Source organism: Pseudoalteromonas sp. J010 (genome assembly GCF_003934235.1).
Classification (GTDB): Bacteria; Pseudomonadota; Gammaproteobacteria; order Enterobacterales; family Alteromonadaceae; genus Pseudoalteromonas; species Pseudoalteromonas peptidolytica.
Map to the genome: position 1 here is coordinate 125,990 of NZ_RDBW01000001.1, position 20,280 is coordinate 146,269.

General features: G+C 43.6%; 19 protein-coding genes. 4 read left to right on the forward strand and 15 right to left on the reverse strand.

The features are described from left to right. Positions 1 to 18 precede the first annotated feature (18 nt). Positions 19 to 444 (reverse strand): GNAT family N-acetyltransferase, encoded by a 426-nt coding sequence (locus EAG18_RS00565; RefSeq protein WP_125250474.1) that lies wholly within the window; start codon positions 442 to 444, stop codon positions 19 to 21. After that, positions 444 to 647 (reverse strand): DUF3283 family protein, encoded by a 204-nt coding sequence (locus tag EAG18_RS00570; RefSeq protein WP_125250475.1) that lies wholly within the window; start codon positions 645 to 647, stop codon positions 444 to 446. The genes EAG18_RS00565 and EAG18_RS00570 overlap by 1 nt, the downstream gene beginning before the upstream one ends. Before the next feature lie 163 nt (positions 648 to 810). Between EAG18_RS00570 and EAG18_RS00575 the strand changes: the two genes are divergently transcribed. Next, positions 811 to 1,500 carry a transporter substrate-binding domain-containing protein gene (locus EAG18_RS00575; RefSeq protein WP_275557200.1) on the forward strand — a complete coding sequence of 230 codons (690 nt, stop codon included), beginning with the start codon at positions 811 to 813 and terminating at the stop codon, positions 1,498 to 1,500. Here the strand turns inward: EAG18_RS00575 and EAG18_RS00580 are convergent. The 6 genes from EAG18_RS00580 to EAG18_RS00605 form a co-directional block, all read right to left on the reverse strand. Beyond that, complete coding sequence (locus tag EAG18_RS00580; RefSeq protein ID WP_125250476.1) at positions 1,484 to 1,732, reverse strand: DUF1289 domain-containing protein; 249 nt, start codon at positions 1,730 to 1,732, stop codon at positions 1,484 to 1,486. The two genes, EAG18_RS00575 and EAG18_RS00580, sit on opposite strands and share 17 nt — an antisense overlap. Before the next feature lie 143 nt (positions 1,733 to 1,875). Continuing rightward, positions 1,876 to 3,300 (reverse strand): dihydrolipoyl dehydrogenase, encoded by a 1,425-nt coding sequence (gene lpdA / locus EAG18_RS00585; protein ID WP_125250477.1) that lies wholly within the window; start codon positions 3,298 to 3,300, stop codon positions 1,876 to 1,878. Between the two features lie 211 nt (positions 3,301 to 3,511). Next, the gene (aceF, locus tag EAG18_RS00590) at positions 3,512 to 5,401 is read right to left on the reverse strand and encodes a pyruvate dehydrogenase complex dihydrolipoyllysine-residue acetyltransferase (protein WP_125250478.1); all 1,890 of its coding nucleotides are present in this window, start codon (positions 5,399 to 5,401) and stop codon (positions 3,512 to 3,514) included. A gap of 11 nt (positions 5,402 to 5,412) precedes the next feature. After that, a complete protein-coding gene (gene aceE / locus EAG18_RS00595; protein WP_125250479.1) occupies positions 5,413 to 8,079 on the reverse strand; it encodes a pyruvate dehydrogenase (acetyl-transferring), homodimeric type in 2,667 nt (888 codons plus the stop codon). A gap of 70 nt (positions 8,080 to 8,149) precedes the next feature. Continuing rightward, positions 8,150 to 8,899 (reverse strand): pyruvate dehydrogenase complex transcriptional repressor PdhR, encoded by a 750-nt coding sequence (gene pdhR / locus EAG18_RS00600; RefSeq protein WP_125250480.1) that lies wholly within the window; start codon positions 8,897 to 8,899, stop codon positions 8,150 to 8,152. A 285-nt stretch (positions 8,900 to 9,184) separates the two neighbouring features. Then, positions 9,185 to 9,937 (reverse strand): transporter substrate-binding domain-containing protein, encoded by a 753-nt coding sequence (locus tag EAG18_RS00605; protein WP_125250481.1) that lies wholly within the window; start codon positions 9,935 to 9,937, stop codon positions 9,185 to 9,187. 363 nt (positions 9,938 to 10,300) lie between these two features. Here EAG18_RS00605 and EAG18_RS00610 point away from each other — a divergent pair, with 363 nt between their 5' ends. After that, positions 10,301 to 11,431 carry a DUF1570 domain-containing protein gene (locus EAG18_RS00610; protein WP_125250482.1) on the forward strand — a complete coding sequence of 377 codons (1,131 nt, stop codon included), beginning with the start codon at positions 10,301 to 10,303 and terminating at the stop codon, positions 11,429 to 11,431. Between the two features lie 45 nt (positions 11,432 to 11,476). Here the strand turns inward: EAG18_RS00610 and EAG18_RS00615 are convergent, their stop codons facing one another. The 3 genes from EAG18_RS00615 to serB all read right to left on the reverse strand — a co-directional run bounded on the left by EAG18_RS00615 (position 11,477) and on the right by serB (position 13,683). Then, the gene (locus EAG18_RS00615) at positions 11,477 to 12,079 is read right to left on the reverse strand and encodes a hypothetical protein (protein ID WP_125250483.1); all 603 of its coding nucleotides are present in this window, start codon (positions 12,077 to 12,079) and stop codon (positions 11,477 to 11,479) included. A gap of 151 nt (positions 12,080 to 12,230) precedes the next feature. Further along, positions 12,231 to 12,503: a helix-turn-helix transcriptional regulator gene (locus EAG18_RS00620; RefSeq protein WP_125250484.1), complete on the reverse strand. Its 273-nt coding sequence runs from the start codon at positions 12,501 to 12,503 to the stop codon at positions 12,231 to 12,233. Positions 12,504 to 12,669: 166 nt separating this feature from the next. After that, positions 12,670 to 13,683, reverse strand: a complete 1,014-nt coding sequence (gene serB / locus EAG18_RS00625) for a phosphoserine phosphatase SerB (protein WP_125250485.1) — start codon at positions 13,681 to 13,683, stop codon at positions 12,670 to 12,672. 95 nt (positions 13,684 to 13,778) lie between these two features. On the opposite strand from serB, the gene EAG18_RS00630 reads away from it, so the two are divergent. Together EAG18_RS00630 and EAG18_RS00635 are read left to right on the forward strand one after the other, a co-directional pair. Beyond that, positions 13,779 to 14,414 (forward strand): AhpA/YtjB family protein, encoded by a 636-nt coding sequence (locus EAG18_RS00630; RefSeq protein ID WP_125250486.1) that lies wholly within the window; start codon positions 13,779 to 13,781, stop codon positions 14,412 to 14,414. Between the two features lie 78 nt (positions 14,415 to 14,492). After that, positions 14,493 to 15,221 (forward strand): alpha/beta fold hydrolase, encoded by a 729-nt coding sequence (locus EAG18_RS00635; protein ID WP_125250487.1) that lies wholly within the window; start codon positions 14,493 to 14,495, stop codon positions 15,219 to 15,221. Between the two features lie 164 nt (positions 15,222 to 15,385). Here EAG18_RS00635 and EAG18_RS00640 read toward each other — a convergent pair whose 3' ends face one another. The 4 genes from EAG18_RS00640 to prfC form a co-directional block, all read right to left on the reverse strand. Further along, the gene (locus EAG18_RS00640) at positions 15,386 to 16,189 is read right to left on the reverse strand and encodes a TatD family hydrolase (protein WP_125250488.1); all 804 of its coding nucleotides are present in this window, start codon (positions 16,187 to 16,189) and stop codon (positions 15,386 to 15,388) included. After that, a complete protein-coding gene (gene pdxH, locus EAG18_RS00645; protein WP_125250489.1) occupies positions 16,155 to 16,793 on the reverse strand; it encodes a pyridoxamine 5'-phosphate oxidase in 639 nt (212 codons plus the stop codon). Before pdxH ends, EAG18_RS00640 begins: the two co-directional genes overlap by 35 nt. 119 nt (positions 16,794 to 16,912) lie before the next feature. Then, positions 16,913 to 18,655: an arginine--tRNA ligase gene (argS, locus tag EAG18_RS00650; RefSeq protein ID WP_125250490.1), complete on the reverse strand. Its 1,743-nt coding sequence runs from the start codon at positions 18,653 to 18,655 to the stop codon at positions 16,913 to 16,915. A 24-nt stretch (positions 18,656 to 18,679) separates the two neighbouring features. Continuing rightward, positions 18,680 to 20,269: a peptide chain release factor 3 gene (gene prfC / locus EAG18_RS00655; protein ID WP_125250491.1), complete on the reverse strand. Its 1,590-nt coding sequence runs from the start codon at positions 20,267 to 20,269 to the stop codon at positions 18,680 to 18,682. Between the last annotated feature and the right edge of the window lie 11 nt (positions 20,270 to 20,280).

Consider the following 20,280-nt stretch of genomic DNA (forward strand, 5'->3'; position numbering starts at 1 on the left):
AAAAGCCAAAGTTGTTAACTAGGCGTAATACATTGCCACGAGTTGACGATTTTGTCCAAGATAACTCGCCAAGCGTGACGCAAGTTCATCGGGAAGCGGTTGCGCCATATCACAAAACCCCAGCGTGAGGTAAAAGGAGCGTAGATGGGTATATGCGAAAGTATAAACTGGACTATGTGGATTAGCTCCCTGAAACTGGCTCAACGCGTCAGTAATAAGTGCCTTTGCAATACCCCGACCACGCCACGACTGGCTAACATACACACCTACTAGCAACCAGTGTTGTGCTACTGGTTGCAATCGACATGCAGCTATAATATCAGTGGTGTCTTTAACGACCCAAACAAGATCATGCTTTGCCGCTCTTCCTCTTGCTCCATGTGCATCATAAAACTTATTCACCAAAGGAGTCATGATAGGCGCTAAGCGCTCTATGTTATACATCAGGCAAGCATCAAACTGAGATAGTATTCAAACTTTTGCTTTAATATGTCTTGCTCAGAGAGGGGGCGTTGATTAATCGCATCATAGATTGCTTCGCGACTTTTTTTGCCACGCTTTATTTGGTAAGCCCAAAATGACGCTTCATATTCAAGCTGGATCTGATACTTTTCTTGCCTTGGCAACAAACACAAGTTATGGCTCATCGTGCTATTTGAAGTAGATTATGGATGACTATAGTTTATCATAATGACTTCGTGGGRCAGCAGCAAAAATTTCTTCTCTCCCCCAACAAGGTATGCCTTTATACAATAAAGTATGTATAATCGAACGCAGAGTAACCATTTGTAGCATTTAAAAGGAGCCAGATTGAAAGCTACACTCCTGTTTTTAGTCCTTGTCGTTTTGCCCGTTACTTGTACCGCAAGTGAAATACCAAAAGTAATGAGATTCAACAAACCGCCTCAAACACCACAAGCGTTATATGTCATTGAGTTAATGGAGTTGGTTTATAAAGAGCTCGGCATTGAGATGAGACTTGAGGAGTTCAATCATAAAAGCTCTCTGATAGCGGCAAATGCCGGTAATTTAGATGGACAACTTGGTCGAGTGGCAAGTATCGAGGATGATTACCCAAACCTCAGGCGCGTAGACTATCCTTTATTCCAATTTACATTGCAGTTATTCACGCTATGCAGTGATTGTACACTAAACAACCTAAAATCTCTCACTATCCGCAGTGGTTATCCCGTTGCCAGCACCTACTTGAACAAGCATGGCGCTGATGCGTATATCATCAATGTAAAAAGCGTGGTTGCTCAGCTTAATTTAGTCATGCAGAGACAAGTCGAAGGCGCTTTGCTCCTCGACTTTCATTTAAAACCTCACCTGCGAAATATTAATGAAGACAACTTGCAAATAAAGGACTTAGAAGTAGTTGAAAGTTTTCATTTTGTGCATAAAAGGCATGCCACATTACTACCTCTTATCAAAAAAAAGCTCTCAGAGTTTGAGCAAAAAGGTGTGATAGATATGCTCAAGGCTAAATATCAAATTTAAAGTTTTCTCCTCCTTGCTCGTCTACCTGCCCCGCTTTCGCTTTACGTTGTAGGTATCGTTTATAGCGCTGCTGACATAATGCAATCACCTTACGCTTTTGCTCATTATTTAATGAATTCCATGCAAAGCGCTCTTCTCGACTACGATAACACCCGACACAATAACCGCGATTATTTACCTGACAGATCCCCTTACACGGACTTGGGATCTCAAATATCTCAATTTGTTCCATGTATAACTCAACCCCTTTGCCCCTTATCTAAGCATACTGCTTAGAAGCTGCGCTGCCAAGGTTATAAGGCGCGAGTTAAAACCCAGCGCACCAAAAACAAAAAACCCAGCGCAAGGCTGGGTTTTTTTAAAAGCTCAGAAAACTTACTTTTTCTTCACGGCTTTTTTGTTTGGTAGGTCAGTAATTGAACCTTCAAATATTTCAGCAGCTAGACCGATTGACTCGTTTAGCGTTGGGTGAGCGTGGATAGTAAGCGCTAGGTCTTCACCATCAGCACCCATCTCTACTGCTAGGCCAATTTCACCAAGCATTTCACCAGCATTGATACCAACCATAGCACCACCGATCACACGGCCTGACTCTTTATCAAAGATAAGCTTAGTTGAACCTTCAGTACGTGCAGAAGCAATCGCACGACCAGAAGCCGCCCACGGGAATACCGCAGTTTCAATGCTTAGACCTTGCTCTTTTGCTTCTTTCTCTGTCACACCAACCCAAGCGATTTCTGGATCTGTGTATGCAATTGAAGGAATACACTTAGGATCGAAGTAGTGCTTCTTACCAGAGATAACTTCAGCAGCAACGTGACCTTCATGAACCGCTTTGTGCGCAAGCATAGGCTGGCCTACGATGTCACCGATAGCGAAGATGTGATCAACGTTGGTTTTCATTTGCTTGTCAGTGTTGATGAAGCCACGCTCATCAACATTTACGCCCGCTTTGTCTGCGTCGATTAGCTTACCATTCGGTGTACGACCAACAGCAACTAGTACTTTGTCATAACGAACTTGGCCTTCTGGCGCTTGCTTGCCTTCGAAAGATACATAGATACCGTCTTCTTTCGCTTCAACAGCAACAACCTTAGTAGAAAGCATCACGTTAAACTTGTCTTTAACGTACTTTTGGTAAATCTTGATAACGTCTTTGTCAGCCGCAGGTACTAGTTGATCAGCAAACTCAACTACGTCAATCGCTGAACCTAATGCACGGTAAACAGTACCCATCTCAAGACCAATGATACCACCACCTAGTACAAGTAGCTTTTCAGGTACGTCTTTAAGCTCAAGTGCACCAGTAGAATCAATGATACGCTCATCTTCAGGGATAAAAGGTAGGCTTACAGGCTGAGAACCTGCTGCAATGATTGCATTATCGAAAGTTACTGTTTTCGCGCCGTCAGCACCTTCAACCGCAATGGTGTTAGAACCTGTGAACTTACCGTAGCCGTTAACGACAGTAACTTTACGCATCTTAGCCATACCGCTAAGACCGCCAGTTAGTTGACCAATTACAGACTCTTTCCATGAACGGATTTTGTCTAGGTCGATTTGTGGAGCACCGAAAGAAACACCGTGAGAAGCCATTTCAGCTGCATCGTCAATTACCTTTGCAACGTGAAGAAGGGCTTTTGAAGGGATACAACCAACGTTCAAGCACACACCACCTAGCGTGTCACGAGATTCGATTAGTGTAACGTCTAAACCTAAGTCTGCTGCACGGAATGCCGCAGAGTAACCACCAGGACCACCGCCTAGTACAACAACTTGAGTTTTGATTTCGTTGCTCATGTTATTACCTTAACTGTTATTTGAACGGGTTTACTCGTTAAGAGTAGCCGACCCAAAGTGCCTGCCAAACACCCGATTCGGGGCACAGGGCAGAGAGAGTTATTATTGCTCGAAAGTGTATCATTCACACTCCCTATTGTCCCGCCTAAATATCAAGCGGAACAATAAAATACAAGAAAACCGCATCACCTAAGTGATGCGGTTTCTATTCTTACATTACTAACTGGCGAATATCGCTTAGGTAGTTTGCAAGAGTCACAGTAAAGCGAGCTGCTAGTGCGCCGTCAATGACACGATGGTCGTATGAACAGCTTAGCGGCACCATTAGGCGCGGCTCAAACTCTTTACCATTCCATTTTGGTTTGAAGTCTGACTTAGACACACCAAGAATCGCCACTTCAGGAGCATTAACGATTGGCGTAAACGCCGTACCGCCGATCCCGCCAAGGCTTGAGATAGTGAAACAGCCACCCTGCATGTCAGAAGATGTCAGCTTACCATCACGTGCTTTCTTAGAGATTTCCATCAATTCGCGTGATAACTCAATGATGCCTTTTTTATTCACGTCGCGAACAACAGGAACTACAAGACCATTTGGTGTATCAACTGCGATACCGATATGAACATACTTCTTCAGAATTAAGCTCTCACCATCTTCAGATAGTGAAGAGTTAAACGTTGGGAAGTCTTCTAGTGCTTTTGCAGCGGCTTTCATCACGAATACTAATGGCGTGATCTTCACACCCATTTTCTTCTTCTCTGCAAGTACGTTCTGTTCTTTACGGAACGCTTCAAGCTCAGTGATATCGGCTTCGTCAAACTGTGTAACATGTGGGATTTGTACCCAGTTACGGTGAAGGTTTGCACCTGATAGCTTGTTGATACGAGAAAGCTTCTTCTCTTCAACTTCACCAAACTTGCTGAAGTCAACTTTTGGCCAAGGAATAAGACCAAGTTCACCGCCGCCAGTGTTGCCACCTTTTGCGACTTGACCAGACTCAACTTGCTTAACCAGCTCTTTCACGTAGTTTTGTACGTCTTCTTTTAGTACTCGGTTCTTACGACCTGTACCTTTAACGCGAGCTAGGTTAACCCCAAATTCACGTGCTAAACGACGTACTACTGGTGATGCGTGGGCATATTGATCATTGGCCACAAAATCATCTTTTTGTGCAGAAGCTTTTGGTGCTTCAGATTTCGCCGCTGGAGCCGCTGATTGCGCTGGCTTTTCTTCAGCTTTAGCTGCTGCCTGAGGTGCAGGTGCCGCGCCTTTCACTTCGAATACGAAGATTAAAGAACCCGTTGATACTTTATCGCCAGCATTAACTTTGATGGCTTTAATCGTACCTGCGAACGGTGCTGGCACTTCCATTGAGGCTTTGTCGCCTTCAACCGTGATAAGCGATTGCTCTTCTTCAACGCTATCGCCTACAGCAACCATGATCTCAGTGACTTCAACTTCGTCACCACCGATATCTGGTACGTGTACTTCTTTTTCAGCTGATGCTGCTGGCGCTTGTTCCTGTGCTGGTGCTTGCGCTTCAGAGGCTGCTGGCGCATCACCGCTACCTGCAACTTCAAAAGTGAAGATCAATGAACCCGTTGACACTTTGTCACCCGCGTTGATTTTCACCTCTTTGATAGTACCAGCAAATGGTGCAGGTACTTCCATTGAAGCCTTGTCGCCTTCAACCGTGATAAGCGATTGCTCTTCTTCAACAACATCACCAGCTGCCACTAAGATTTCTGTGACTTCAACTTCATCGCCACCAATATCTGGTACGTGAACTTCTTTCACTTCTGTCTGACCTGAAGCGTTTGCTTCTGGCTTAGCTTCTTCTGCTGGTTGCTCTGCCGGTGCTTCTTCACCTGCGGCTTCAAAAACCATAATCAAAGAGCCAGTCGATACTTTATCGCCTTCGGCTATTTTGATTTCTTTCACCGTACCTGCCACAGAGGCAGGTACTTCCATTGATGCTTTGTCGCCTTCAACCGTGATAAGCGATTGCTCTTCTGCAACCGTGTCACCTACGCTTACTAGGATCTCGGTTACTTCAACCTCATCGGCACCAATATCTGGAACATGAATTTCGATTGCCATTACTCGTCCTCTTATGCGTAAAGTGGGTTAGTTTTGGTGGTGTCGATATCAAATTTCTTGATAGCGTCAGTCACAGCTGATTTTTCAATCTTGCCTTGCTTAACTAGCTCACCAAGTGCAGCAACTACTACGTAACCTGCGTTCACTTCAAAGTGACGACGTAGGTTTTCACGGCTGTCTGAACGACCGTAGCCGTCTGTGCCAAGTACTTTGTAAGATGCGCTCGGCATAAATGCACGTACTTGATCAGCATAGTTTTTCATGTAATCGGTAGCTGCAATTGCTGGCGCATCACCAAACACACTCGTGATATAAGGTACTTTTTGCTCTGCTTCTGGATTTAGCATGTTAAAGCGCTCAGCATCTTGACCGTCACGAGCAAGCTCGTTGAATGACGTTACAGAGAATACATCAGAACCGATACCGTAGTCGTCGCTTAGAATTTGCGCCGCTTTACGTACTTCGTTCAAGATAGTACCCGAGCCCAATAACTGAACCTGTGCTTTGTCGCCAGTGTGGCTTTCTAGCTTGTAAATACCCTTACGAATACCTTCTTCAGCGCCTTCTGGCATTGCAGGTTGATGGTAGTTTTCGTTCATGAGCGTTAGGTAGTAGAACACGTTCTCTTGTTCTGGACCGTACATACGACGGATACCATCTTGCAAAATAACCGCTACTTCAAATGCAAACGTTGGGTCGTAAGAAATACAGTTAGGCACCGTACCTGCTTGAATGTGCGAGTGACCGTCTTCGTGCTGTAGACCTTCACCATTTAGCGTTGTACGACCAGCGGTTGCACCAAGTAGGAAGCCGCGCGCTTGTTGATCGCCCGCCATCCACGCCATATCACCTACACGTTGGAAACCAAACATTGAGTAGTAGATATAGAACGGGATCATTGGTAAATCGTTGGTGCTGTATGAAGTTGCCGCAGCCACCCATGAAGACATCGCGCCTAGCTCATTGATACCTTCTTGTAGTACCTGACCAGAGGTTGCTTCTTTGTAGTAAGAAACAATATCGCGGTCTTCAGGCTTGTAGTTTTGGCCATGTGGGTTGTAAATACCGATTTGACGGAATAAACCTTCCATACCAAAAGTACGTGCTTCGTCAGCAATAATAGGTACGATATTTTTACCAATACTCTTATCTTTCAACAAGATATTTAGTGCACGAACGTAAGCCATCGTTGTTGAAATATCACGTTTTTGCTCTTCAAGTAGTGGTTTAAACGCATCTAGCTCAGGTAGCGTTAATGCTTCTGTGAAGTTAGGCAGACGCTTAGGTGTGTAACCGTGCAGCGCGTTACGGCGAGCATGTAAATACTCGTGCTCTTTTGAGCCCTCTTCCAGCGTTAAGTATGGTAGGTCTTGTAATTGCTCGTCAGACACTAAGTCATCTAGGCCTAGACGTGAACGTAGATGCGCTACGTGCGTCATGTCCATTTTCTTAACTTGGTGAGCAATGTTCTTACCTTCGGCCGCAGCACCCATGCCGTAACCTTTTACGGTTTTAGCTAAGATAACTGTTGGACGACCTTTGGTTTCTTGTGCTGCTTTAAACGCCGCGAATAGCTTAGATGGCTCATGACCACCGCGCTTCAACGCGAAGATTTCTTCGTCAGTCATATCAGCAACCAATGCTGCGGTTTCTGGGTAACGACCAAAGAAGTGCTCGCGTACGAACGCACCATCTTTTGATTTGTAGGTTTGGTAATCGCCATCAACTGTTTCGTTCATCAGTTGTAGTAATTTACCTGTGGTATCCTTAGCCAGTAGCTTGTCCCAACCAGAACCCCAAACCACTTTGATCACGTTCCAGCCAGCACCTTTAAATAGGCCCTCTAGCTCCTGAATGATCTTACCGTTACCCATTACTGGGCCGTCAAGACGCTGTAGGTTACAGTTGATTAGATAACATAGGTTGTCTAGCTTTTCACGGGCAGCGAATGAAATTGCACCACGTGATTCTGGCTCGTCCATTTCACCATCACCAAGGAAGGCATAAACGCGTTGCTCAGAGGTGTCTTTTAGACCACGGCCATCTAGGTATTTAAGGAAGCGCGCTTGATAGATAGACGCGATTGGGCCTAGACCCATAGAAACCGTTGGGAACTGCCAGAATTCAGGCATTAATTTAGGGTGTGGGTATGAAGAAATACCGTTACCGTCGACTTCCTGGCGGAAGTTGTCTAGCTGCTCAGCGCTTAGGCGGCCTTCAACAAATGCACGAGCATAAATACCCGGAGAAATGTGGCCTTGGTAATATACTAAATCACCACCGTCCTTCTCGTTTGGTGCACGGAAGAAGTGGTTGAAACACATTTCATAGAATGCAGCTGACGACTGGTAAGAGGCCATATGCCCGCCCAGCTCAAGATCTTTCTTCGACGCACGAAGTACGATCATAATCGCATTCCAACGGATGATAGAGCGAATACGACGCTCAAGGTTCACATCCCCTGGATACGCAGGCTCTTGATCTGCTGGGATAGTGTTGACATAGTTAGTCGTAGTGCCTGTTGGCATATCTACGCCATCAAGACGCGCTTGCTCTAATACTTGCTCTAACAAGAACTGAGCGCGCTCTACGCCTTCTTCTTTTACGACCGACTCAAGCGCCTGTAACCATTCTTGGGTTTCTAGCGCGTCTACGTCAATTTTATTGACTTCAGACATATGGAGTGTTCCTTATGTTTAAAATACGAATTTATTCTATTTGTGCCAATTCTTACTGAATCAAGCCCGATTACTGCTGCTTAGTTCTACGCAGTGAGCGCTCTATTCGCGAGCGCTCTTTACCGGCTTCTAATAACGCTTCTTCGATAAAGGCTAAGTGGGCGTTACTAGCAAGTCTTGCTTGTTCAGGGTTACCATTGATCACCGCATCTAATAACAACTTTCTGTGCTCACCGAGCTGCTCACTGACATCTGATTTTTGCACCAAGACAGTTAAGTTTTGCAGCACGTTTTGCTCAAGCAATGACTGCATCCCTTTTACAAGATGAAGCAGGACGACGTTGTGCGACGCTTCTGCAACGGCAAAGTGAAAAGCATTAATTGCCCTTGCCTTTTGCATCAGGTCATCACCTATCTGTGCTATGTTGTCAAAGCTTTGTTGTACCTTTGCAAAGTCATTCTCTGTGCCCCTGAGCGCCGCATAGTAGGCTGCAATGCCCTCTAGTGCATGACGGAACTCAAGTAAATCGAACTGAGATTCAGGGTGTTTACTGATCAAGTCGAATAATGGATCAGTTAGCCCCTCTTCGAGCTGATTCTTAACATACGTACCACCACCTTGACGACGGGTTACAAGCCCCTTTGCTTCCAATTTCTGGATAGCCTCACGTAGTGATGGACGCGACACTTCAAATTGCTTAGCTAGCTCACGCTCAGGCGGCAACTTTTCACCCGGTAATAACGAGCCCTCGAGGATCATATTCTCAAGCTGTTCTAGTATTACGTCCGATAGTTTTGCTGCTTTAATCTTTAAAGACATTGAAATAACGCCAATTTTTTATGATGTGACCTAGCCAGCTCGCTGACTTATTTTAATCAATTTGGTAAGAATTAACTTCATAGGTAAATTGGTCATACCAAATTTGCACAATACGTTATCAAAATCCATGACAACTGTCAAAATTCAGCTCAACTCAATAATAAGCTGAGTGTAAAAACAACAGTTAAAGTGCATAAACTTTAACCAAGAATCACAAAAATTTAAAAGGTGATTTAAATGGTCAGACCAGATAAAGATTTAATGAGGATAGCTTATAGAAGACAGTCATGATTCAAGCGCACGTTCACAATGCGCTTTAAAACGCGCCACATAGTCCATATCACTTAACAAAGTCTTTAATCCCCTGTTGTATGGTGCCAAATATTCACTATGGTGTTTGTTGATAAGTAAATACCCATGCTGCACAAAAGCTGGCTCGGGTTGGGCGACCAATAACTTTGCATCGTCAACAGGAAGCTCCTTTAGATAAGCCTTAGCTGACTTTTCATCCATGATCATAATATCGGCGCGCTCTCTTAAAATAAGTGCAATATTCTTACTTGTATAAGTCGCATAGGATGTTTTTATTGCATGCGTATCAATAGCGTCTAATAAAGCTTTAGGATAAGTTAAACCCCGGTTTAGTAACAGCTTATGCGGCTTTAGATCGGCGTAACTAGTAAACTGAAAATCAAGTGTTTTATGGTGATAAAATCGCGCGGTTTCTTCTGTCAGTGGATACTCAGTGTAGTGATAGTCTCGGCTACGTTGCTCACTGTAATACCAATAAGCACTGCCAATATAGGAAGCTTTCATCCCTTCTTGATATGCTCGCTCCCAAGGCATGAATAAAAACCGCACTTTGATATTTGAAAGTGCAAATGCGTCTCTTATTACCTTGGCCACACATCCTTGGTCTTGTTGTGCCTGATCTAAATAAGGCGGCCACTGTCCAGTAGTAATGTTTACATGAGCTTCAAGCGCTCTCGCATTGCAACTGATACAAACCAGTATCACTATCAACCAAACTGCTTTCATCTGCACGCCTATTTATTTTTAGAAAGAGTATAGGCGACAATTTTTGTTATGGGTACATTATTGAGAAAAAAGAACCGTTTATACCAATTTTCTTAATTAAGTGGTCTATTTTGAGGCGAGAAAATCTTGTCGATGACACCGCTCCGCGTCCTACTCACGCCGAGGTATCTACATCTTGTAGGCAAGGCAAAAATTTTGCTATTTAGTTGTTCTAAATAAGAAATCTTTAAAGCGGTTAGCGTCAGATTTACTCATTCAAATTGAGCAAGTATTAAGTCAAATTGGTATTAATTAGCGGTTGCCAAGACAACCAAGGAACAGTATAACAAAAGCGCTTTTGGGGATATTACAAAGGAAACGACTTTGATTTGGCGAGGACTGGTTGCACTGCTACTTATTATATTCCTATTCTTTTTGCTGGTACTAATTTACCCTAGCGCATCGAAAGACTCGCCCAAGTCTTTATTACAAGAGCTTGGCGAACAATTGGAGAGCCAAACCAATAAACTTCGTGCTGTAATAGACCCCTCTCATGTACCGACATACAAACCGCAGCTAAACACTCAACCAGTTACTCAACGAGTTACTCAAAGAGTACCCACGAAAAAGCCAGAGCAAGTACTGGAACACCTGACAGGCCACAGTGATGTGGTTAATATGTTTAGCGGCATGACAACGCCAACTTGCGCAACTTTAAAAAATAAAGTGTTTTCGTTAAACGCGCAGTCCCAAAACAACCAACAGCTGCAATTACAGCTAACAGGTAAAAAGCTTAATCCACAAGCCCGTGCCCAAGCACAGCAAGTACTCCAAGTGGTCTACCTGCTATTTCAGCACTTTATCAATCAATCGGCACAAAAAAAAGCGCTCAGTCCTATCCAGCTAAATATGTATATTGCAGCCAACGATGATGAGTATAACGAGTTACTTCTTGCCCGTAATGTCGAGCCTAGTGGTACTGCTGGGATGTATTTTTTGTTTCAAAACCAAGGGTTTGTTAATGGTGGTGGTAGCGATGAACAAACCTTAAGAACATTACTGCATGAGTCAGTGCATGCGCTGGTATTTTATTATTTTGGCTTAACACCTAGGTGGGTAACAGAAGGCATAGCGGAGTATTTTGAGCACCTTAGAATAAATGAGACGGGTCGATTTACGATCTACAACTCAACTGAGGACTGGCTAACGCAACAAGGCCTGCTGCGCACACACTATACAAAACTTGATATCAGCACTTTGTTCAACAGCGAAGACCAATGGCAAACGCTGCAAAATACAACCCTTTACGCCAACACCTATCTATTCACTGGATTTATGATTGAGAATAACAGTAGCGCTTTGTTTGAATACTTGCTTCAAGAAGGTAGTAATCCTTGCAATATTGTACCAGCGCAAAATATTGAAACACTCTTTCGTAGCCACAATGCGCATATTGAGTCTCAATTTGAACAATGGCGCAGCCTCCCCAGACAAATACAAATTGGCCGCTGGTAGCGCGCTTGCTTTGTATACTGGTCGATTTCAACCAATTTACTTGGTCTAAGGTTTTGGCTTTTTAGCATGTGTAGTAATCGATAGGATAGCCCACAATTCAATTCCAGCAATGATACTTTTAATTGTCGGGTAGTTATAAAATACCCAATTCCATTCCCAAAACTGCTTTGCGAACTCCTCATCAAAACCAAGGTAATCAAGATTGCGAATAAAGTTTTCAAACATCGCCAGTAAATCAGCCACAATAAACAATAAACATACTGTCATTAATGACATGTCGGAGATAGTAAAATGCACTTTCCCACAGGGCTTATTTCGTACTCTTTGGACTGCCCTTGAAATCACAGGACGATATGCTAACACGATAAAGTTAACCATATCGGTAATAAGATGAATGGTATAGATACGAGTATTTTTCCATAGGTGCAAAGCATCTGCATTTAAGCCAAAAACATTGAAGTGAAATACTGAATACTCGAGCGTTATAATAGTTAATTGGATCGCACAAATATGTATGGCATTCACGTTTTCTCGATACCAAATCATAATCACTACAAGCGCTGTAATCACCCCCATACGATCTAAGAAAGGATGATCTAAATACAAGACACTTAGAAGTGTAAAATGCAGTGCAAGTAGCAGCTTCATATTTTCAGGAGCAAAGCCTTAAATGTTATTTTTAAAGTGATTTAGTCAACAAATTCAGAAATATAAAACATCTGGCTGTTACAATAAATTCGGATTATACATTCAAGATTGAAGCATCACTCTAGAGTGATGTTCGTTAAGAAAAGTAACTCTACTTTTTAGAAGAAATGTTATCGGTTCTATTTGTATCTTGCTCAGTATCACATTCCCTAATTTGACACATCAAACCTTTGATATCGATGGAGCAGTAAACACATATTTGTAAGAATTGATCAATTCTTGGTTGGCCTACTCCATTTTCCCAATTTTCGATTGTTTTTAGAGACACGCCGATTTTATCCGCCATCTTTTGCTTAGAAACCCCCTTGCGACTTCTAAGTGCACGAAGGTCATCTCCTGTTATGCTATTTTTAAAGAAAAACAAAGCTGTTACATCCCTACCGAAATATTGTAATTAAAAATTGAGAGACTGAATCGCCACATAGTTTTTATATTTCAACTTTTATTGAGCAACCCTATAAAACACCAACAAATAGAAACAAAAAATCAACAAATAAAGCATTACTCTTTATTACGTTACAAATCGTATATTAATTCGGCACCCCAAGCAAATATAACAGCTGTAGCAGTGAGCCTTCACAAATAGCGGCGTCAGCCTGTTCAACCACTTTTGGCTTGCCGTGAATGGCTACACCGAGCTGTGCTTTTGCCATCATCACCAGATCATTTGCGCCATCACCAATAGCGACTGTTTGCACCATAGGTATACTTAACTGGCTTGCTAACTGCTCAAGCACTTTCGCCTTTTTATCGGCATCCACTATCTCTCCTAACACTTTGCCAGTTAGCTGCTCGTTAGCCACTTCTAAGGTATTAGCAAAAACAGCGTCTAGCTGTAACGGTGTGATTAGCGCTTCTGCAAACCAAGTAAAACCACCGGAGGCAATGGCTAAAGACCAGCCATGCTGTTTTAATGATTGACACAGCACTGCAATACCAGGCATCAATGGGAGGTTTTCCTTTAACGCTTGGATCTGCGATAGCTTCACACCCTCAAGGGAGGCGACACGACGATGTAGGCTTTGTGCAAACGAAAGGCTCCCCGCCATGGCCTGCGCTGTGATAGTTGCCACTTCATCAAACCTGTCAGCCAATCTTGCAATCTCATCAATACATTCGATTTGAATTGCGGTTGAGTCCATATCCATCACCAACAACCCTGGGCGCTCAAGTGTTGGTGCTTGGCTCACAATTGCACCTTGTAGATGCAAGGCATCAGCCACAGCCCTAACCTGTGCCTTAGTAGGCAAATGTGGGGTATCAATGCTAAAGGCCAGCGCCACAGGCAGCGATTCATGTGGTTGATAGGCACACACATAAATAGGCTGCGCGGTAAACTCAGCAATAAACTTAGCTAATTTTATCAAGTGCTCACTAGCTATCTCTTCACCAAAAAAACAAAGTGTTTGCCAAGTACTAGCAAACGGCGGATTTACTTGCGAGAGACTTGTGTTATTTTGATAATGATACCACTGCCCCAGCGACATCATTGTGCGAATAGGTGTTTTTAGCTCAATATCGCCTAATTGAATGATTGACGGCATAAGTTGCTCCTTGATAGCGTTAAGGCGATTTTTAACACGATTGCGCTTAGCTGTCAGTATCTATGCTCGGTAAAAGCAGGTAATATTTGATAAATATGAAAAATTTACATGTCCTAGAAGCCCTAAATTCATCTCGAGGACGCAGACTGTTGCGTTTGTGTATCGCCGCTATCTGCTTGGTTATGGTTACTTGGCTTGCTTTTAACACCAGCTTTGAATCGCATCGGTTATTGCACAATGGCGCTGACCTCACAGCGCGCAGCTTGACCAAGCAACTAGCAAAAAATGCTGCCTTACCACTTTCACGTAATGATTACCCAAGATTAAGTGCGCTCGCTAACCATTTAGCTGGTGATGACTTTGTCTTACAAGTTTCTATTTACGATTATCAAGGACGCTTTGTTGTTGGTAATGACGGCAACACAGCACCCACGCAGTACCAGCAATTGCCTCAAACACTCCCTGGTTTAAGTAAAACAAAAAGTATTATTTCTGAACCAGTTTATACCCCAACAGGCCAGCCATTGGGCTTTGTTAACATGGTATATCTAACCGAAGCCGCGATGTCACAAAGCCATGCTCACTTTCACGAGCTAGGCAGAGTGGTATTACTCATGCTAGTTATCACTATGGTATTTACGTGGCAAATTGGTAGAGGGTTAAAAGGTTGGGAAGTCAAACGCAAAATTCGCAAGAAAGTAAAAACACTTGGGTCACCAAATCGTCATTGAGTCAGACTTACACTATTACCATTGTAAATAACTTGATAATATCAATGGTAATTTATATAAATTCCAAAGACAAAGGATATGAACAATAAACTTTTTATCATTCCAAAACCAAACCCGAATGCCACTCTAAGGCTATTTTGCTTTCCTTATGCGGGAGGCTCTTCCACGATTTTTACCCCGTGGATTGAACGGGCTAATCCCCATATAGAGCTGGTCTTTGTGCAATTACCAGGTAGAGGGGCAAGACTCATGGAGCCTGCAATCGATAATATGCCTGAAGTAATAGAGGAGCTATTACTGTATAAAGACTTTATTACCAGTAAGCCCTACGCGTTTTTTGGTCACAGTCTGGGTAGTCGTATTTCTTACGCTCTCGCTTGCGAGCTACACACTTTGGGGCTTCCTTTACCTAGTAAAATCTTTGCCTCTGCCAGCCGAGCACCGCATTGCACATCAAATAAAAAATATTTACATGACCTTCCTCATGATGCCTTTATCGCAAAGTTACGCGATTTAAATGGCACACCGAAAGAGGTACTAGACAATGCTGAGTTGATGGAATTGCTAATTCCACTTCTGCGAGCGGATTTCAAGATTGCCGATACCTATGTTGCCGAGCAACATGCACTTCCAACTCCTATTCACGTATTTCACGGTGTGGAAGATGAGATTTTAGATGAACATATTTTGGCTTGGCAAGCGCTCACCGCTCAGCCTTGTACCTACAAATATTTTGACGGTGGACACTTTTTTATCCATCAATATGGCGAGGAGATGATTAATATCATCAACCAGCAATTAACGTAACCATCACGGTTTGATGCGTAGCGTAAAAGTTGTAGTCAACAACGGCGCTTTTACCTCTTGCTTAGGATGTTTTATATCGTCACAAAGAGTACGTTTGCTGTGAATGCCTATCGTAATGGGTATTTACAGCATCACAGCATCAACCTTGGTTTATGCCAGTATTGTCAACTTATACCAAATAACTGTTTGGTATTTTGATAAAGCATTGCACCCAACAAATTTGGTGTTTCAGGGCGGTATTCACAGAGCTTTTCAAATACTTCAACTACGCGCTTGGGCGTATTAACCTTTCCTTGATACCCATTCAGCGGCATGGATGGAGCATCGGTTTCGAGTACTAAGCTTTCAAGTGGCAATTGTGAGATGATCTGTGCTGTTTTTTCACCCCTTGGATACGTGATAGTCCCTCCAACTCCAAGCTTAAAATCCTGACTGATATAATATTCAGCTTGTTGTTTTGAGCCTGAGAAAGCATGGATCACCCCACCAAATTTTGGCTTAATGCGCTTAAACACTGCGGCTATCAGATGATGACTCTTACGGTGGTGGACAATAAGTGGCAACTCAAGCAAATTACTCAGCCTAACATGCGCTTCAAAGAGCGAAACTTGCTGCGCTAGCGCTTCACAAGTCGCGTCTATGCCACACTCTCCAATGGCACACAGCTGTGCACGGTTAAGCTTGGCGTACTGGGCAAGATTTGCCATATCACTATCGTGGTGTTTGTCGATAAAATAAGGATGTAAACCTGCTGCAATCGCGCATTCCGGGTGATCAGTTTTAAATTCAAGCAGTCGTTGCGACTGAGTAAGCGTAACACCTGGTACTATAAAACGTTCAACCCCCGCGCTTTGGGCGGCTTTTATATGCGTGGCTAAGCCCGCTGCCAACTCATTAAAATCAAGGTGGCAGTGGCTATCTATAAAAGCAAGTTTATGGGTTAAGTCGCTCAATTTCCCAGCTGCCATCAGCTTGTTTCACATACATAAAACGGTCATGAAGGCGGTGTTCTCCCCCTTGCCAAAACTCAATTTTGGTGGGCACAACACAATAACCGCCCCAAAAATCAGGAAGTGGTATTTCGCCTTTAGCAAACTTGTCTTTCATGCTACTAAAAGTTTGCATTAATGCTCGACGCGATGATACCGGGCGTGATTGTTGAGACGCCCATGCAGCAAGCTGGCTTTCTTTAGGCCGTGACAAAAAATACTTGGCAACACGGCTAGTTGGCAATGGTTGTGCTTCCCCATAAACAATTACCTGACGCTCAATCTCATGCCATGGGAAATGCAAACAGATCTTGTTGTTTTGTTTTAGCTCTTGCGCCTTTCTTGAGCCGGTATTAGTAAAAAAGACAAAGCCATTTTCATCAACATGTTTGAGTAGTACTATGCGCTGAGATGGCTGTCCATCTTCATCTACAGTTGCAACTACCATTGCCGTGGGATCTGCAAATTTAGCTTCAATTGCCTGCTCAAGCCACAGTTCAAATTGCGCAACTGGCGTGTCCTTTAGCATCTCACGACGCAAACCATCTTTGGTGTACTCTCTACGAATATCTTCAAGTTTCATCACAATTTCCTTAATAATACCGATTTCACCTACTTTTGCTTATCATTAAGAAGCTAATTGGTATAAAAAAGCCGCTATAAAGCGGCTTCTAGTATACCTTAATGCAAGTTAAAACGAACTTACATTTGCTCCATCACTTCAATACCTAGCAGGTCTAGACCTGTTTTCAGTGAATTAGCTACTAGATTGCAAAGCAACAGACGGCTTTCGCGTACTTCTGCTGCCACGTCCTCTTTCAAAATTGGGCACGCTTCATAGAATGTCATATACAAGCTGGCAAGCTCATATAAGTAGCTACATAGTACGTGTGGAGTCGCTTCGCTGATCATCAGATCAAGCACTTCTTCAAGCTGCAATAGTTTCAGCGCAAGTGCCTTTTCCTGCGGCTCTTGAATTTGGATGCGACCAGTTAGACTTGTGCTATCGACATTTGCTTTGCGAAAGATACTGCGAACGCGAGTGTAAGCATACTGTAAGTATGGCGCTGTTGCCCCTTCAAAGCTCAGCATTGTATCCCAGTTAAAGATATAATCGCTGGTTCTATGCTTTGATAAGTCAGCATATTTCACCGCACCGATCCCTACCTTACGAGCGATTTCTTGGCGAGCTTCATCTGATAAATCAGAGGCTCTGTCAGCAAGCTTTTCAGTTGCTCGGCTTACCGCTTCATCGAGTAAATCCGATAGCTTAACGGTGCCACCGGTACGGGTTTTAAATGGTTTACCATCGTTACCCATCATAGTACCGAACAAGCTTGGCTCATAACTGGTTTTATCTTTAAGCAGCCCAGCTTTACGTGCAGTGATCTCAACTTGGTTAAAGTGTAACCCTTGACGCGCATCAACAAAAATTAGGATGCGGTCAACATCTAGCTCATTTGAGCGGTAATCACAGGCGGCAAGATCAGTGGTTGAATATAAGAAGCCACCACCTGATTTTTGCACGATAAATACAGAAGGTTCACCGTCTTTATTTGCTAGTTCATCAAGGAATACGACTTGAGCGCCCTGATCTTCTACTGCAATGCCTTTCTCTTTTAGTAGCGTAATAACGCCTGCAAGACGGTCGTTGTAGGCACTTTCCGCCATGATGTCATCACGCGTTAGCGTAACATTTAACTTGCCGTATACTTCTTCTGAGTGCTTAACAGACGTGTCGATAAACATTTGCCATAGCTTTTTACAATGTGCATCACCACTTTGTAGTTTGACTACATAATCACGGGCTTTATCGGCAAAACCTGCTTCGTCATCAAAACGCTTTTTAGCATCACGATAGAAGCTTTCTAAATCGGCAAGTGCGACATTTTCTAGATCAACGCCTTGGTTTAACAAATCTTCTAAGTGCGCGATTAGCATACCGAACTGGGTACCCCAGTCGCCCATGTGGTTTTGGCGAATAACGGTATCACCACGGAACTCAAGGGCGCGTACAACGGCATCACCAATAATAGTTGAGCGCAGGTGACCAACGTGCATCTCTTTGGCCAGGTTTGGCGAAGAAAAGTCCACAACGACTTTGTCAGGTGTCGCATGCTCTGCAACCCCTAGCTTGGCATCCGTATTTGCCGCTTCAAGGCTTGTAGCTAAAAACTCAGGTTTGAGGTGAATATTAATAAAACCTGGGCCTGCTATTTCTGTTTTATCCGCAAGATCTGTAACGTCTAAGTTATCGATTATTTTTTGCGCCAGTTCTCGTGGGTTGGTTTTTAATGCTTTTGCAGCTCCCATTGCACCGTTAATTTGGTAATCACCAAACTGTGGACGCGTGCTTTGTGTTACCGCAGGGTTTGTACCTTCAGGGATACCAGCCGCTTGCATCGCTGCATTGGCCTTTTCAATCAAAATACTTTTAATGTTCATTTGTTTTCCTTTAATGCGCAGCGATTAGTGTTCACGAGTTTCATGGAACTTCACGTCAGGGTAACGCTCCATAGATAAATTCAGATTCACGCGACTTGGAGCGATGTACGTGAGGTTGTCACCACCATCTAATGCTAAGTTTTGTTCACACTTACGACGGAACTCAGCCATTTTCTTCTCATCATCACAGCTTACCCAGCGTGCTGTTTGTACTGTTACGCTCTCGTAAATCGCATCAACGTTATACTCAGACTTCAAACGCGCTACAACCACGTCAAACTGCAGCACACCAACCGCGCCAACAATCAAGTCGTTGTTGATAAGCGGTCTAAACACCTGTACAGCACCCTCTTCAGAAAGCTGCACTAAACCTTTGAGTAGCTGTTTTTGCTTTAATGGATCTTTTAGGCGAATACGGCGGAATAACTCCGGTGCAAAGTTTGGAATACCACTAAATTTAAGCGCTTCCCCTTGTGTAAAGGTATCACCGATTTGAATTGTGCCATGGTTATGTAGACCGATAATATCACCCGCGAAGGCTTCTTGGGCACGCTCACGATCACCCGCCATAAAGGTTACCGCATCTGCAATACTGATTTGTTTGCCAATACGCACATGATTCATTTTCATGCCTTGAGTATATTTACCCGACACAATTCGCATAAAGGCAATGCGGTCACGGTGTTTTGGATCCATATTTGCTTGGATCTTAAACACGAAACCAGAGAACTTTTCTTCGTCCGCTTTTACTTCACGTTCATCTGTTTGACGCGGCAGTGGCGTAGGTGCCCACTCGGTTAAGCCATCAAGCATGTGGTCAACACCAAAGTTACCCAGTGCCGTACCAAAGAACACTGGAGTGAGTTCGCCGGTTAAAAACAGTTCTTGGTCAAACTCGTGTGAAGCCCCCATGACCAACTCAAGCTCTTCTCGCAGCTGCTCTGCGAGGCTTTCACCTACAGCCGCATCAAGTTCGCTGTTATCAAGCCCCTTGATGATACGCTTGTCTTGAATTGTATGTCCTTGACCAGTTTGGTACAAAATCGTTTCATCACGATGAATGTGATATACACCTTTAAACTCTTTACCACAGCCAATTGGCCAAGTAACTGGCGCACACATGATGTTCAGCTCGGTTTCTACTTCATCAAGTAGCTCCATCGGGTCACGAATATCACGGTCCAACTTGTTCATAAAGGTAACAATTGGCGTGTCACGTAAACGCGTAACTTCCATTAATTTACGAGTACGATCCTCTACACCTTTTGCCGCATCGATCACCATCAAACATGAGTCAACCGCAGTTAACGTACGATACGTATCTTCCGAGAAGTCTTCGTGCCCTGGAGTATCCAATAGATTGACTAAGGCATCATTATACGGAAACTGCATCACGGAAGTGGTTACCGAGATACCACGTTCTTTTTCCATTTCCATCCAGTCAGACTTGGCGTGTTGGTTTGAACCTCGGCCTTTAACTGTACCTGCTTTTTGTAACGCCTTTCCGAATAAAAGTACTTTTTCGGTAATGGTGGTTTTACCCGCATCAGGGTGTGAAATGATCGCGAAAGTGCGTCTGCGCGACACTTCCTGCAAAATACTCATATTTGACATTGAAATTCTAC